This window comes from Marinobacter piscis (assembly GCF_007671655.1).
GTDB classification, from domain to species: domain Bacteria; phylum Pseudomonadota; class Gammaproteobacteria; order Pseudomonadales; family Oleiphilaceae; genus Marinobacter; species Marinobacter piscensis.
Map to the genome: position 1 here is coordinate 120,236 of NZ_VCGX01000002.1, position 14,745 is coordinate 134,980.

A 14,745-nucleotide genomic window follows, 5' to 3' on the forward strand; every position below is an offset into this window, starting at 1 on the left:
ACCCGGCAGAGCCTCATGATACCTGTGTCTGGCTCGAATTTTTACAGACCCGGGTCGCTGTGGAGAACTTCGGGTATACTCTCGGCACGTTTTTTTCAGGAGTTTTCAGATGTACAGCGTTATCCGCAATCTGCTTTTCCGGTTACCCCCGGAGACTGCTCATTCTATTACGCTGAGGAGTCTTGATCTGGCACACAAAATGCATCTGCCAGGAATGTTTGCATCGAAAACAGAGCCACTGCCAGTGAAGGTAATGGGGCTGGAGTTTCCAAACCCGGTCGGGCTTGCGGCAGGTCTGGATAAAAATGCAGACCACCTGAATGCTTTGGGCGCACTTGGGTTTGGGTTTATAGAAGTTGGCACGGTTACGCCGCGTGCTCAACCGGGTAACCCCAAGCCGCGACTGTTCAGGTTGCCGGAGCACCAGGCCATTATTAATCGCATGGGGTTCAATAATGAAGGCCTGGAGCACTTGCTGGCACAGGTAGACAGACGCAGCTACCCCGGCATTCTTGGTATTAACGTAGGTAAAAATAAAGATACTCCGGCTGAGGAGTCGGAGCTGGATTACCGTAAGGGGATTGCGGCTGTATACAGCCGCGCTGATTATATCACCGTAAACGTATCATCCCCCAACACACCAGGCTTGCGGGATCTTCAGTTCGGTGATTCCCTGAAAAGCCTGCTGCATGCCATAAAGGATGAGCAGCGCCAGTGTCAGGAGGCGTCGGGCCGTTATGTGCCGGTTGCCGTAAAGATTGCTCCGGATATGGACGATGAGGGTGTTCGCTTTGTGGCGTCCGCTCTCAGGGAAGCTGAACTGGACGGAGTTATAGCAACTAATACCACTATAAGCCGGGAGGCGGTGGCCGGCCACCCCCATGCGAACGAGATGGGGGGGCTCAGTGGTGCTCCGGTCCGAGAGTCTTCGCTTCGGGTTATTCAGGGGCTGTATGCAGAACTGGGCGATGACTTGCCGGTCATTGGTGTGGGCGGAATTACCGATGGAGAAAGCGCAGCTGAAAAGATCCGTGCGGGTGCAAAGCTGGTGCAGTTGTATACAGGGTTTGTGTACCGGGGGCCGGAATTAATTGCGGAAGCGGTTGAGGCAATAAGGCAGCTCAGGTGATAAATGCCCGGTGCTAACAAGAAAAGGGCCCGCGTGGCGGACCCTTTTCGGAGAGCAGGGCCATCACGCCGTTGTAATATTTGCCATTTTGTGGATGCCGGACACCCCGGTCATGCCTTCCCATTGATCCGTGCGGCCTTCACGCCACCCGCTTATCCATTCCTGGCGAATCTCTGGCTGCTCGAGAGGGCAACTGTCTTTGGATTTACCGGACACGCCAGCGAGATAACCCCGTTTGAATGCACGAGCGTACATGTCTCTTTTCTGTCTTTTCATGCCGTTCCTCACTAATGGATTAACAGAACAAAGGTGTACACTTCTGCAAAGGTCGCGGCATGTGGATTTAATTTCTGAATAACCCACTATTGCCAGCTCGAACCTGAGCAGTCAGGATCCTGTTAACGAAAGGGCATTACCCTTCTCGAACGACGCGTCACCTACAAGGTGGCTCAACCGCGAGTATAAGTACACTATTGTTTTGATCTATAAAACAGTTTTTATAGATCAAAAAGAAATAGAAAGTAATGGCCTGTTTCTAATGAACGCTGCTATTTCCGGTACTTACCTGGAAATGCCAAAGAATCTGGAGTTGAACTTGTCCAAGCATGTCTTTTTTGTAACCTGCCCGAAGGGGGTTGAATACCTTTTAGCGGACGAGCTCAGCACGTTTGGTTTAGGGCTGGTCAGAAACGCACCCGCAGGCGCCTGGGTCGAAGGGGATCTGGAGGCAGGCTATCGGGCCTGCCTCTGGTCACGCCTTGCCAACCGGGTTGTGCTTCACATTGCAGAGGTGGCTGCCACCAGTGCCGATGAACTTTATGATGGTGTTGTTCACCTGGACTGGCAGCAACACATTCCCGTGGGCGGGAGTTTTCGCGTCAACTTCATTGGTGAGAACGAAGCGATACGAAACACTCAGTTCGGCGCTCAGCGTGTCAAAGACGGCATTGTGGACCGCTTCACCAGAAGTGGTGGCAAGCGGCCGGCTGTTGAGGCAAAAGCGCCGGATGTGACCATATCGGCCCGCCTGCACCGGGGCCGGCTTGCTCTGGGTATTGATATCAGTGGCCACAGCCTGCATCAGCGTGGTTATCGTACTGAGCAGGGGCTTGCGCCTTTGAAGGAAAACCTTGCTGCTGCATTGCTGATGCGTGCTGGCTGGCCGGAGATCGCCGCCGAAGGCGGTGACTTTGCCGACCCTATGTGCGGTTCGGGGACTCTGGTAATTGAAGCGGCCATGATGGCACTGGATATCGCTCCCGGCCGCCGCCAGGAGCGGTTCGGCTTTGAAAAATGGTTGGGGCATCAGCCGGAAACCTGGCTCGCCTTGCGGCAGGAGGCGGAAAAGCGCGCCTATGAAGGTAAGCAGGGCAAGGTGCCAGGCTTTCAGGGTTTCGATCAGGACGCCAGAGTGATTTCCACCGCCCGCAACAACGCCCGGCGGGCCGGCCTCGAGGATCTGATTGAATTTGAAGCCCGCCCGGTTCAGGCGTTCGCATTGGCAGACGACCGGGCCGCGACCGGCCTGATTCTGGTTAACCCTCCGTACGGGGAGCGTTTGAGTGAGCGGCAGGCCCTGGCAGGTTTGTACGAATCCTTGGGTGAGGCTGTTAAAAAAGCGGCCTCAGGCTGGCGCCTGGGCGTGTTCACCGGCGCCCCGGAATTCGGCAAGTCCATTGGCCTGCGCAGCTTCAAGCAATACAAACTGTTTAACGGCAAGCTTCCCGCAAAACTGCTGTTATTTACCATAGACGAAGCCAGTGTGCGCACCCCCCGGGAACCGACCGCTCCGGGTGAGGTTCTGCCCCGGATTGCAAACGAAGAACGTGCTGCAATGCTGCGTAATCGGCTGAAGAAGAATCGTAAAGCCATCGGTCAGTGGGCCCGCAGGCAGCAAATCAGCTGCTACCGGATTTACGATGCAGATATGCCCGAATATGCTCTGGCCATTGATATCTACGAGGGCAGGGTGCACGTACAGGAATACGCTGCACCCAAGTCGGTAGATGAACGCTCAGCCAGGGAACGCCTGGCTGAGGCGCTGGCGGTTATTCCGGACGCGCTGGGGATTGAACGGGATCAGATGGTCTGCAAACAGCGCCAACGTCAGGCAGGCACCAGCCAATACGAGAAGCAGGATGTCAGCGGTGAATTTTTCCAGGTGCAAGAACATGGCTGCACACTGAAAGTTAATCTGAAAGATTACCTGGATACCGGATTGTTTCTGGACCACCGGCCGGTCCGTCGCTGGATCCAGCAGAATGCCCATGGCAAACGGTTTCTGAACCTGTTCTGTTATACAGGCGCTGCGACAGTGCATGCAGTGGCAGGTGGTGCCAGCCGCTCCCTGAGTCTGGACTTGTCGAATACCTATGTAAGCTGGGCCCGGGACAACCTGGCACTGAATCACGCAGATCCACGCCGACACAGCGTTGAACAGGAAGACTGCCTGGCCTGGCTGGCGGCAAAACCCGCCCCTGATCAGGTGTATGATTTGATATTCATGGATCCGCCAACCTTCTCTAACTCCGCGCGTATGGCCGGGGTACTGGATATTCAGAAGGATCATGGAACTCTGATCCGGCAGGCTATGGCAAGATTAAGCTCGGATGGTTTGCTGATCTTCTCCAATAACTTCCGGCGCTTCAGGCTGGACGAGGCGCTGCTTTCGGAGTTTGAAGTGGAAGAAGTCAGCAGCCGTACGCTCGATAAGGATTTTCAGAGGAACACGCGAATCCACCGGTGCTGGCACATCCGGCACAGTGCGTAACCCACGGAAGGGCTACATTAGAACTCGTATTTGAGGCCGGTGGAAAACTGAAAGATATTGGCGTCTGTGCCAGTATCCTTGAGCAGTTTTCCACCCTCAAGAACAAGGTATGTATTGCTCAGTACTTCGATATCCAGACCGAGTATCCAGCCGACGCCGAAGCTACTGTCGGGAAACTCGCCTTCCAGTTCCCGAAACTGGGCGTTGCGCGGCTCATCCGCGTGGCTGAGCTTGCCGGTGCCTTTCATAAAAGAGAACCCTGCCTGGCCGTACACGTTGGCGTAGTCGGTAACAGGGTAGTGCAGGCCTATGTACCAGCTGGCGAAGTAATCCATGGACAGGGCCAGATCGCCTTTGGGGACGTCGGCGTCGCGAATCCCGGTTCCTGCACGTAACTCAGCGTGAAACCGGTTATTGATATGGGTGCCCAGCACCAGCGTTCCCCCGGTGCCTGTAGCGGCCTCGTTGGAGACCGAGCCGATGGAGCGGTGGTTGAAGGCAGTAACCAGCAGACCCGTGTAATGCTTGCCTTCCCTGGAGGTTTGCTGTGCCAGGGCGGTCTGGGCTGACGTAAAACCGGCAGTTACCAGTAACAGTGTGAAAGCGGAGCGCACAACCTTGTTCATGTTTATCGGATATCCTGACGTGAGCGGTTACGCGCTGAGTTTGCCTTGTGCAATCCGTGGTTACGTCGATCCGTGTCACACTTTAGTCTTCATCGAGCAGCCCGTATGTCTGCGCCATCAGCAACAGGGCATAAACGCCGTTTTCCGGTAATTGCGGCTCCAGGCTTTCTTCGAACAGAATCTGATGTCGATAGTCTTCCAGAGCATCAGCGCTAAGGCTGGTGATGAGCTCGGTAATGGCTGCAATTTCAAACGGGACTTCCTGGTTCATGGCACTGAAAATCAGGTCCACCAGAACCTCATCCGGGTCCAGCCCGTCTACGTATACGGTCTGATCCGGCAGGTCCTGATGCAGTTCGTGAATAAGCTCCAGCAGGGGAACGCCTTGCTCTTCGAGGTAGTGCAGGTCAAAATCGCCCAGATCGCCGTCTTCCGGCAGCCATTCGTCGGCTGGCGCGATCACCACAGTTTTCATCTGCCCGTTTTCCAGTGACCAGGCCATAGCAACCGGAAACAGGGCATCATCTGTCTGACAGTATTCAATATCAAGAAATCTTGGTGCTGACATATCAGGCTCCGCTTAAACGTATAATCCTGGGGGCTTCAGGTATGAGGCATTCATGCTTCATGCCATACTGTTGCAATCATTAACATTCTATCAGGGACATCATGGAACACGCTGAATTCAACAAAGATTTACTGAAGTTTCTGAATGCATCACCGACACCCTGGCACGCCGTGGCGACAATGAAAGCCCGGCTTGATGCCGCTGGTTTTGAAGAGCTAGATGAAAAGGAAGACTGGACACTGGGCCAGAACCGTGGCTACTACGTTGTTCGCAATGGCTCCTCCATCGTAGCGTTCCGCACAGGGGCAGAAGACACCGCCACATCGGGCATTCGTATGGTGGGCGCGCATACCGACAGTCCGTGCCTGAAAGTAAAACCCAACCCGGAGTTGCGCCGCAAGGGCTATTTCCAACTGGGCGTGGAAGTATACGGTGGCGTACTGATGAACCCCTGGTTCGACCGGGATCTTTCACTGGCGGGTCGTGTGACCTTTGTTGATGGCAGTGACAGGGTCAGGGATGCGCTGGTGGATTTTGGCAAGCCAGTGGCATTTATTCCCAGCCTGGCGATTCACCTGGACAGAGAAGCCAACAGCAATCGAACGGTAAACCCGCAGACCGATCTGCCACCGGTCCTGATGCAGGTTCCCGAAGATGACACAACCAGTTTCGACTCGCTTCTGAGCCAGCAGGTTGCCAGCGAAACCGGCGGTAAGGTGCGTAAGGTACTGGGTTATGAGCTGGGCTTTTACGATGCCCAGAAAGCCGGATATGTTGGCTTGCGTAATGAGTTCATTGCTTCTGCACGGCTGGATAACCTGCTGAGCTGTTATATCGGGCTGCGGGCATTACTGGACGCCTCAGGTGATGAAGCCGCCCTGTTGGTATGTAACGATCATGAAGAGGTCGGCAGTGTTTCGTCGGAAGGGGCTCAGGGTCCATTCCTTAATGCTGTTCTTGATCGCTGGTGCGGTGCCGGCAAAGCCAAAGCAATAGCCCGCTCCATGATGATATCAGCCGACAATGCTCACGGTGTGCACCCCAACTACATGGACAAACACGATGAAAACCATGGTCCTGTTCTTAATGAGGGCCCGGTCATCAAGGTGAACCACAACCAGCGCTACGCGACCAATAGCCGGTCAGCCGCGGTATACCGGCATATCAGTGATGAGCTGGGCTTGCCACACCAGACCTTTGTGGTGCGCAGTGATATGGCGTGTGGAAGCACGATCGGACCTCTGACAGCCGCAAGCCTGGGCGTTACAACGCTGGATATCGGCGTGCCGCAGTTTGGTATGCATTCGATTCGTGAACTGATTGGTGCCGAGGACGGACACACGCTGTTCCGCGTACTGCGAGAGTTCATGCAGCGCAAACAGATTTTCTGAGGCCCTGAACGAAAAATGCCGCTGCTTCATAGGAAACAGCGGCATTTTAGAATAAGTGGCTCCCCGAGCTGGGCTCGAACCAGCGACAAACGGATTAACAGTCCGTTGCTCTACCAACTGAGCTATCGGGGAACTGCATCAAGTCGAGCGGCATACTAAGCACTTTCTTTGACTTGGTCAAGTCCCTGGAAAAAGTTACTCAAGCAAAGGCCTGAGTACCGGCCAGACGTTTTCGAGCAGCCTCGGCTGGGCTTCAGCCGTTGGATGAATGCCGTCACTTTGCATCAGGCTGTCCTTGTTATAGATACCTTCCAGAAAAAAAGGAACCAGAGCGGTGTTGTAGCTGTCTGAAAGCGCCGGGAAGATATCTGCAAATATCCGGGTGTAACGCTGGCCGTAGTTTGGCGGAATTTGCATACCCACTAAAATGGCGCGGGCGCCAGAGTCCTGGGTGGCCTGTATCATGGAGGCAAGATTGGATTTGATAACATCGGGCGGGAACCCGCGAAGGCCGTCGTTACCACCCAGTTCGATAATGACCACAGAGGGCGTATTTTTTTCAAGCAACTCCGGCAACCGGCGAACACCTCCGTCTGTGGTTTCACCACTGATGCTGGCGTTTACCACATCCCAGTTGTCAAAGTCGTTGCTTTGCAGGCGGTCTCGCAGGCGTTGCACCCAGGCAGTTTCTGACGGTACGCCATAGGCAGCACTCAGGCTGTCGCCCATAATCAGGAGCGTTTGCTGCGGGCCAGCGACGGCAGGTAAAGCAATGAAGGCCACTAAAAGAAAGGCAATGGATCTGACGTACAGTAATACCCTATGCATAAAAATACCGTATACCCATGATTAATAAACGTGCTTGTCCGGGAGCTTCGTAAGCAAGATGCAGACTACAAACCCTGATAACCAGCGCCCGATGCTGCGCGCTGAAAACCTGACTCACAGTGTGAGACTGGAAACAGATACGTTGACGATCTTGAAGAGTGTCAGCCTTGAAATCAATCGGGGCGAATCCGTAGCCATCGTTGGTCGCTCCGGTTCCGGTAAAACCACGCTGCTCGGATTGCTTGCCGGCCTGGACACTCCCACAACGGGAACGGTTGAGCTTGACGGGGCGGTGATCAGTCAGCTCAGCGAAGATGAGCGCGCCCGGATGCGTGCTCACCGTGTCGGGTTTGTGTTTCAGTCATTCCAGCTATTGCCGGCACTGACGGCACTGGAGAACGTAATGCTGCCTCTGGAGCTTGCGGGCATGGAATCACCGGAAAAGCGCGCCCGCGAGCTTCTTCAGCGGGTGGGGCTGGGTGAACGCCTGACCCACACACCGCGGCAGCTTTCCGGCGGTGAACAGCAGCGGGTCGCCATTGCCCGGGCGTTTGCTTCAGATCCGGCCATTCTGTTTGCCGATGAGCCTACGGGCAACCTGGATAACCGCACCGGGCAGGAGATATCTGACTTGCTGATGGCACTGAACCAGGAGCAGGGCACCACATTGGTGATGGTTACCCACGACGAGCTACTGGCGGCACGCTGTGCACGGCAGTTTCACATTGATGCCGGAGAGTTGACAGAGCCGGCAGCTGAGCGGGAGTTCGCTGACTGATGGTGGCTGCAAAGAAACTGATGTCAGTACGTCGCGACTGGCGCCAGAGGGATGTGCGTGTGGTGCTCGCCGCGCTTGTTATTGCTGTGGCTACGGTGGCCACCATTGCGCTTTTTGCCAGCCAGTTACAGAGCACCCTGGTCTCATCCGCCAGTTCTTTTCTGGCCGCAGACAGGCAGCTGGAAGCAGAGAACGGGCGCCCGGTACCGGAGCCCTGGCTTACAGAGGCCAGGGAGCGTGGGCTGGAAACCGGGCGTATGGTGGAGTTTTCCACCATGGTGTTCGGCAGTGAGGCCTTTCAGCTGGCGTCAGTGAAAGCCGTCAGCGATGAGTATCCGTTGCGCGGTGAACTTGAAATACAGAAAGGCTCAGACGGTGCACGCACTCAGGTGCAGCATGGCCCGGCCCCCGGTGAAGTCTGGGTTAACCCCAGACTGTTGCGGCTGCTGGGTATTCAGACGGGTGACACGCTTGAAGTCGGCAACCGGAACCTGACCGTATCAGGCTTGCTGCTGCGTGAACCGGATGGGGGTTTCAGTCTCTCAGCGCTTGCACCCCGAATAATGATGCATGTGGAGGACATAGCCTCCACCGGGGTTATTCAGGAAGGCAGCCGGGCGGAATACATTTATTTGTTTGCCGGCGATGAACGGGCGCTGGAAAGTTATTATCAGTGGCTGCAGCCACAGCTTGAGCCCAGCCATCAATGGGAAGGTATTCGCGACGGGGAAACGTTTTCCCGCTCCCTTGAGCGTGCTGAAAGCTTCCTGTTGCTGGGGGGCAGTCTGGCTGTGTTGCTGGCGGCTGTCGCCGTGGCCGTGGCGAGCCGCCAATATGCGCTGTCCCAGCGCGACACTGTCGCTCTTCTGAAAACCCTGGGCCTTGGCAGTGCCGGAATAGGGCGACTGTATCTGCAGCGGCTCGCGCTCTGGGGGATCACCGGCATGGTAGGTGGTCTTCTGCTGGCGGTTCCATTGTTCTGGCTTCTTACCCGCCTGCTCAGTCAGGCACTGGAAAGGCCGGTCGGATTTCAGCTGGATTCGTCTGCACTCACACCGGCATTGCTTACCGCGCTGGTGTCTCTGTTTGCATTCGCCTACCCGCCCATCCGGCGTTTGAAAAACGTCCCGGCCATGCGGGTGTTGCGCAGCCAGCCTGGAGAAACCGGCCGGGACGCACTGCCTGATATGCTGATTGCAATCATAGCCGTGTTCGGACTTGTGTGGTTATACGCCGGCGATCTCTCATTGGTTGCGTCTTTGCTTGGCGGGCTCGGGTTGCTACTCGGAGCCCTGGGCGTTCTGGGCTGGCTGCTTGTGGCAACCCTGCGTCGGGTCCGCGGTGGCGGGCACGCCTGGCGGCTGGCACTGGTCGGGTTGTATCGCCACCGGCGTGCCAGCCTGTCACAGATTGCTGTGTTCGCTATGACACTGATGCTTGCCACAACGCTGATACTGGTGCGCACCTCACTGCTGGACGACTGGCAGGCGCAGCTGCCCGATGATGCCCCGAACCATTTTCTGATCAACATTGCTCCGGATGCGGTGGATGAAGTGGCCGCTTACTGGGAAGAGCGTGGCCAGCCACTGGATCAGCTTTACCCCATGGTGCGGGGCCGGCTGACAGAGCTGAACGGTGAACCGGTAAAAGACGTTGTGAGCAAGGATCAGCGCATAGGCGCGCTCAACCGGGAGCTCAACCTTACCTGGATGAATTCGCTTCCTGAGGACAATGCAATTGTGCAAGGCCGCTGGTTCAGGGACGGCCAGACCGACGGTGTTTCAGTCGAAGCGGAACTGGCCGGTAAACTGGGCCTGGCCCTGGGTGATGAGTTAACGTTCACCATAGGTTCGGACAGGGTGACTGAAACGGTTACCAGCATCCGCACCGTTCAGTGGGACAGCATGAAGCCAAACTTCTATATGGCCTTTCCGCCCGACGGCAGTCTTACCGGCATGCCTGCCACCTGGATAACCAGCTTTTACCTGCCCAGAGACCGAAAAAGTGCCCTCAATGAATTTTCCCGGCGTTTCCCGACGGTCTCTTTGCTGGAGGTAGACAACATCATTGAGCGCATACAGGAAATCGTACGGCAGGTTACTCAGGCTATAGAAGCAATTCTGGTGTTGATACTCGCGGCAGCCCTGGTTGTGATGGCCGCCGTTGTCAGTGCCACACTTCAGGATCGGCAAAGGGAAGGCGCGCTTTTACGAACATTGGGTGGACGCCGGAACCTGCTGGTAAAAAGCACGATGCTAGAGTTTGCCTTACTGGGTGGCTTTGCCGGGATTCTTGGCGTTGCAGCGGCTGAGGCAGCCGTATGGGCCCTGCAAGTCAGAATGTTCGATGGAACGTTCAGCTGGCACTGGCAGGTGGTATTGCCAATACCTGCAATCAGCGCCGTGGTGCTGGCATTATTCGGTCGCTGGCAGCTTCGGCCTGTACTGAGTGTGTCGCCCATGCTGCTGTTGCGGCGGCTTGAGTAAGCGGAAAACGGCCGGTAAGCGGTTGCGGGTGCTTACCGGTAGTTTGCAAGAATGGCATCGAGTTCGCCATTTTCACGGATATGTGCAAGCTCGGCGTTGAACCGGCGGGCAAATGCCTGATTGTCCTTATGCAGCATAACGCGAAAACCGTAAGAGCTTATGCCCTTATCGGATACGTTGAACTGCCCCCGCAGGCCTTCCTTTCTCTGTATCCATTTCCCGACAAGCAAGTCAGCCACCGCTGCGTCAAAGTGTTCACCGTGCAGTAAAAAGTTAAACATATCCCGGTCCCGGGACACATCAAATCGCTGAATGGCGCCAGACTCGAAATGGGGTTGTAGTTTTGGGTAAACATACCCCAGATGGGTGACCAGGGTTTTTGATAGCAGGTCGTCCGGGGATTGGTAGGTCTTGCCGGACATTACGGGTGTAAAGAACACCTCCCGGACCTCTACGACCGGATCTGTAAACAGAAACTTTTCTGGCTTATGCGTCCACTCCCTGGCCCGTGGGGTGCCGTCAATATACCCTTCCATCAGCATGTGATCCACGCGCTTGCGGGGGACTTTTTCTGCCACCAGCCGGTAGCCCAGACGCTCAGTAATCAAGGCAACCACATCCCACATGATACCGGAGGGGGTCTCCTGATTCACAATCAGGTAGGGCGGATAACCACTTGGGGAAATATTGAAACGAAAGACGCGTTCATCGTCGGCAACAGCTGTATTTACGCTCAGGGCGCACGCAAGCCAAAGAAACCACATGAAGGGGGGCAGTAAAGCAGAAAGACTGCGGTGTTTCAGGTGCTTCATCGGATAAGGCTCTTATTGGGCTTACGGGTTACAGCGCTGTCTCTGTATAACAGAATCCGGCTATATCCCTGCCAGTAAGAGCTTAATTGTCACTTTTTTATCTTTTTATTTCAATGACCCATAGGTGGGTTACACGTTTAACCCCAGGCGTTATTGAGAACAGCGCGCACGTCTGCCAGCGTTACCTCTTTCGGGTTAAACATAATGGACCCATCGTCCAGCGCCATTTCAGCTATCTGATCCAGCTGGCTCTCGTTTACCTTGCCGGTTTCCCTGAGCGTTCGCGGGAGTTCACAGCGCTTATAGAGGGCGTCTCTGAGTTTACGCACGGCGGCAATGCTGGCTTCGGCCCGGCGCTCTGCCGGAGTTATCGCATACACTTCGGGGCCTTCGAGATACAACAGCAGTTCGCCCAGTGGCCCGCGAATGGTCTCAAGGTTGTACTCCAGCACATAGGGCAGGTACACGCTCATACATAAACCATGGGGCAGGTGACACAGGGCACCCGTAGCGTGGCCAAGAGAGTGCACCAGCCCGACCATGGAGTTGGAAAACGCAATGCCCGCCATGGTGGACGCCTGGGCCAGCGCCAGCCGGCCGTCTGTATCCTTCGGGTTATCCATGACATGCAGCAGTGATTCACTGACCTTCCTGATCGCGGATGTCGCATAGGCATCACTCAAGGGGTTTTTGGCCATGCAGGTAAACGATTCAATGCCATGGGTCATGGCATCCATCGCCGTTGCTGCAGTGATATGGGCCGGCAGGGTGAGCGTCATGCGGGGGTCGATAACGGCAGCATCGGGCAGCAGGAACGATGAGCTGAAGGGCAGTTTAATGCCTTTTTTCTCGTCGGTAATCACGGCCACAGAGGTAACCTCAGACCCGGTGCCTGCGGTTGTAGGCACAACAAAAAATGGCTTTAGAGGGTGTTTGATCAACCCTGCACCCGTATATTCCGCAATGTCAGTTCCGCCTTCTGACACCAGAATATTCACGGCCTTGCCGGTATCAATCGCCGAGCCGCCACCGATTGCAATAATCGAGTCACAGCTCTTTTCGCGGTAAATGGCTGCAATATCGCGTACCACCGTGGTTGAGGAGTCCGGGGGAACGTCATCGTAAATACTGATGATATCCAGGCCGCTTTCCTCGCACGCCATGATCACAGGGTCCAGAAGTCCGGCGGCGCGAACGCCTTTATCGGTGATGATCATCGGCCGCCTGGCGGCCCGCCCGGTAAGCTCGTAAGGAATATGCTCAAGGGCGGCTTTTCCGGCTATAACTTTCACCGGGCAGAAGAACTCATAGTATGTGTTGGTCATCAGGCTCTCGCTGTCTGGATAAAGTGAGTAGCAACTTTCAGGTAAATCTGTGCAGCACTAATCAGCTTTTCCGGAAGGTGCAGGTTTTTCGGGTACTCTTTTATCGCGCGTGTGGCGACAAATCTGGGCAAAATGAAGGCTTCAAGCCGGTTAAGCACCCGCGTCATCCGTACGGCGTAACTCACATCGCCATCCACCAGCATACGGTCGTTGGCAAAGGCAACAGAGGTCTTTTCCTGAAAAGACAGCACCAGGAAAGCATGGGTAATATGCTTGAAACGGATGGATACATTCACCGGTCGCGGAGCTGAGCTGCCATGGTAATGAAGGCGGCCGTCACCCACGTGCTCGACCACCAGGCTGGCGCCATCCGGCATGACCATCATCTCAAACAGGAATCCCTCCGGCAGTGCCTGTGCTTCCTGTTGCACTTCCTGATCCACTTCGCTCACTGCCTGAAGTGCCCGCCCCATTACCTGGAACATCAGCGCCACATACTGGCGTTTCGCCCGGGATGCGATGGGCTGGAACCGTTTTATAACCATGGCCGTCATCCGTTTTGTGTATTGATAACCATTTTTTAGAGTGATTGCTCTAGAAAGTCAATGCTTCTGATGACGGAAGACTCTGTGTGTGCAGCAAACCTTGTCTGCACCCACGAAAAAGGCCGGAATCATCTGATGATTCCGGCCTTTAACAATTCGCTTTAGTCGTGACTACCGGGTAAGCGCCTCCAGCTTCTGGCGGGCTTCTTCTGCAACTTCGCCACTGGCTTCGGCGGCTTTACTGTAATAGGCGATGGCTTCATCGCGATTATTATTTTTAACTGCAATGTCTCCCAGGCGCAGAAACGCAATGGAGGTAGGCACAACCTCATTGGCGCGGACCAGGTTTTCCCGGGCTTCGGTCAGGTGGTTGAGCGCCAGCGCATTCAGGCCATTGTGCAACCGGTACATAAACATTTCAGGGTATCTTTCGACGGCCTTGTCGAAGTCTGCCGAGGCTTTTTCAGGTTTGTTCTGCTCCTGGTAGATACGCCCGCGCAGTGAGTAGAACATGGCTTCGCGAGGCAGAATGTTTATGGCCTCGTTAACTTTTGACAGGGCGGCATCCAGGTTGCCCTCAGATGCAAGCTTCATAGCTTCATCGTGGGCATCATAAGCCGGCTTGAATTTGCGCAGAGTCGCGGTTTTCTGCCGGTAAACGTCGGCGCCCCGGTAGCCTCCGCCGCCTATTTTCCTGACCAGTTCACTGTTTTCGCGCACACGCTTGGCAGACGGTGGGTGAGTGGCAAACAATCCATCTATAAAGCCCGCCTGCTGGCCTTTGGACATCTCAAGAAATAATTCCTGCAGTTCTACCGCGGCCTGGGGATCGTAACCCGCTTCTTTCATATACAATATGCCGTAGTGGTCGGATTCAAGCTCATCGCCCTGACCGTATTGCGCCAGTGCAAGCTGAGCACCCACAGCGGCGCCGCCCATAAGCAGGCCTGCCCACTCGTTATCGGTCAGTGCAAAGCCCAGCCCGGCAACGCCGGCACTGATCAGCATCCCCTGTTGCATGCGCTGAACACTGTGCCTGGCCGCTGCGTGGACAATTTCGTGGCCAAGCACAGAAGCAAGCTGGGCTTCATCATCCAGCTCTGTGAGCAGCCCGCGGTTAACGGCAATCTTGCCGCCCGGCAGGGCCCACGCATTAGGAACACTGTTGTTCAGAACCACGAACTCATAAGGCAGATCCGGGCGGTCGCTTACCTCGGCCAGTTTGTGGCCAACCTCACTGACATATAGCGTCAGCTCAGGATCTATGTAAAATTGGCCGCCCTGGGTTTGCTGGGTCGGGGTATATTGCTCAGCGCCCATCGCGAGCTCCTGGCTCTCGCCAATCAGCGAAAGTTGTTTCTCGCCGGTCACCGGGTTTACAGAGCATCCGGTAAGCAGCAGCATTAGCGCGATAATGGGAAAACAGCGTTGCAAGGCGGTGATTTTCACTCTCGACTCCTGTAATTGAGATCCTGATGGATATAATT

The 14,745-nt window shown here is 55.4% G+C and carries 13 protein-coding genes and 1 tRNA gene; 5 read left to right on the forward strand and 9 right to left on the reverse strand.

What is annotated here, in order from left to right:
• Positions 1 to 109 precede the first annotated feature (109 nt).
• Positions 110 to 1,129 carry a quinone-dependent dihydroorotate dehydrogenase gene (locus FFI95_RS06240; protein ID WP_144821579.1) on the forward strand — a complete coding sequence of 340 codons (1,020 nt, stop codon included), beginning with the start codon at positions 110 to 112 and terminating at the stop codon, positions 1,127 to 1,129.
• 63 nt (positions 1,130 to 1,192) lie between these two features.
• Here the strand turns inward: FFI95_RS06240 and rmf are convergent, their stop codons facing one another.
• Entirely contained in the window at positions 1,193 to 1,405 is a 213-nt protein-coding gene (rmf, locus tag FFI95_RS06245) for a ribosome modulation factor (protein ID WP_144821580.1), read from the reverse strand.
• A gap of 319 nt (positions 1,406 to 1,724) precedes the next feature.
• Between rmf and rlmKL the strand changes: the two genes are divergently transcribed.
• Positions 1,725 to 3,899 (forward strand): bifunctional 23S rRNA (guanine(2069)-N(7))-methyltransferase RlmK/23S rRNA (guanine(2445)-N(2))-methyltransferase RlmL, encoded by a 2,175-nt coding sequence (gene rlmKL / locus FFI95_RS06250; protein ID WP_144821581.1) that lies wholly within the window; start codon positions 1,725 to 1,727, stop codon positions 3,897 to 3,899.
• Between the two features lie 17 nt (positions 3,900 to 3,916).
• Here rlmKL and FFI95_RS06255 read toward each other — a convergent pair whose 3' ends face one another.
• Together FFI95_RS06255 and FFI95_RS06260 are read right to left on the reverse strand one after the other, a co-directional pair.
• Positions 3,917 to 4,525, reverse strand: a complete 609-nt coding sequence (locus FFI95_RS06255; protein ID WP_144821582.1) for an outer membrane beta-barrel protein — start codon at positions 4,523 to 4,525, stop codon at positions 3,917 to 3,919.
• Positions 4,526 to 4,607: 82 nt separating this feature from the next.
• On the reverse strand, positions 4,608 to 5,093 hold the full coding sequence (locus FFI95_RS06260) for a hypothetical protein (RefSeq protein ID WP_144821583.1): 486 nt from the start codon (positions 5,091 to 5,093) through the stop codon (positions 4,608 to 4,610).
• Between the two features lie 101 nt (positions 5,094 to 5,194).
• Here FFI95_RS06260 and FFI95_RS06265 point away from each other — a divergent pair, with 101 nt between their 5' ends.
• Positions 5,195 to 6,484 carry a M18 family aminopeptidase gene (locus FFI95_RS06265; protein WP_144821584.1) on the forward strand — a complete coding sequence of 430 codons (1,290 nt, stop codon included), beginning with the start codon at positions 5,195 to 5,197 and terminating at the stop codon, positions 6,482 to 6,484.
• Between the two features lie 56 nt (positions 6,485 to 6,540).
• On the opposite strand, the gene FFI95_RS06270 is transcribed toward FFI95_RS06265, so the two are convergent.
• Both FFI95_RS06270 and FFI95_RS06275 read right to left on the reverse strand, forming a co-directional pair.
• Positions 6,541 to 6,616: transfer RNA gene (locus FFI95_RS06270), tRNA-Asn, on the reverse strand.
• A 63-nt stretch (positions 6,617 to 6,679) separates the two neighbouring features.
• Positions 6,680 to 7,312 (reverse strand): arylesterase, encoded by a 633-nt coding sequence (locus FFI95_RS06275; protein ID WP_144821585.1) that lies wholly within the window; start codon positions 7,310 to 7,312, stop codon positions 6,680 to 6,682.
• A gap of 58 nt (positions 7,313 to 7,370) precedes the next feature.
• On the opposite strand from FFI95_RS06275, the gene FFI95_RS06280 reads away from it, so the two are divergent.
• Together FFI95_RS06280 and FFI95_RS06285 are read left to right on the forward strand one after the other, a co-directional pair.
• Complete coding sequence (locus tag FFI95_RS06280; protein ID WP_144821586.1) at positions 7,371 to 8,090, forward strand: ABC transporter ATP-binding protein; 720 nt, start codon at positions 7,371 to 7,373, stop codon at positions 8,088 to 8,090.
• Entirely contained in the window at positions 8,090 to 10,576 is a 2,487-nt protein-coding gene (locus FFI95_RS06285; protein ID WP_144821587.1) for an ABC transporter permease, read from the forward strand. Before FFI95_RS06280 ends, FFI95_RS06285 begins: the two co-directional genes overlap by 1 nt.
• Before the next feature lie 32 nt (positions 10,577 to 10,608).
• Here FFI95_RS06285 and FFI95_RS06290 read toward each other — a convergent pair whose 3' ends face one another.
• The 4 genes from FFI95_RS06290 to FFI95_RS06305 form a co-directional block, all read right to left on the reverse strand.
• Complete coding sequence (locus FFI95_RS06290) at positions 10,609 to 11,388, reverse strand: substrate-binding periplasmic protein (RefSeq protein WP_144821588.1); 780 nt, start codon at positions 11,386 to 11,388, stop codon at positions 10,609 to 10,611.
• Positions 11,389 to 11,525: 137 nt separating this feature from the next.
• The gene (locus tag FFI95_RS06295; protein WP_144821589.1) at positions 11,526 to 12,713 is read right to left on the reverse strand and encodes an iron-containing alcohol dehydrogenase; all 1,188 of its coding nucleotides are present in this window, start codon (positions 12,711 to 12,713) and stop codon (positions 11,526 to 11,528) included.
• Positions 12,713 to 13,258 (reverse strand): hypothetical protein, encoded by a 546-nt coding sequence (locus FFI95_RS06300; RefSeq protein WP_144821590.1) that lies wholly within the window; start codon positions 13,256 to 13,258, stop codon positions 12,713 to 12,715. Before FFI95_RS06300 ends, FFI95_RS06295 begins: the two co-directional genes overlap by 1 nt.
• Before the next feature lie 171 nt (positions 13,259 to 13,429).
• The gene (locus tag FFI95_RS06305; protein WP_186312009.1) at positions 13,430 to 14,662 is read right to left on the reverse strand and encodes a M48 family metalloprotease; all 1,233 of its coding nucleotides are present in this window, start codon (positions 14,660 to 14,662) and stop codon (positions 13,430 to 13,432) included.
• Between the last annotated feature and the right edge of the window lie 83 nt (positions 14,663 to 14,745).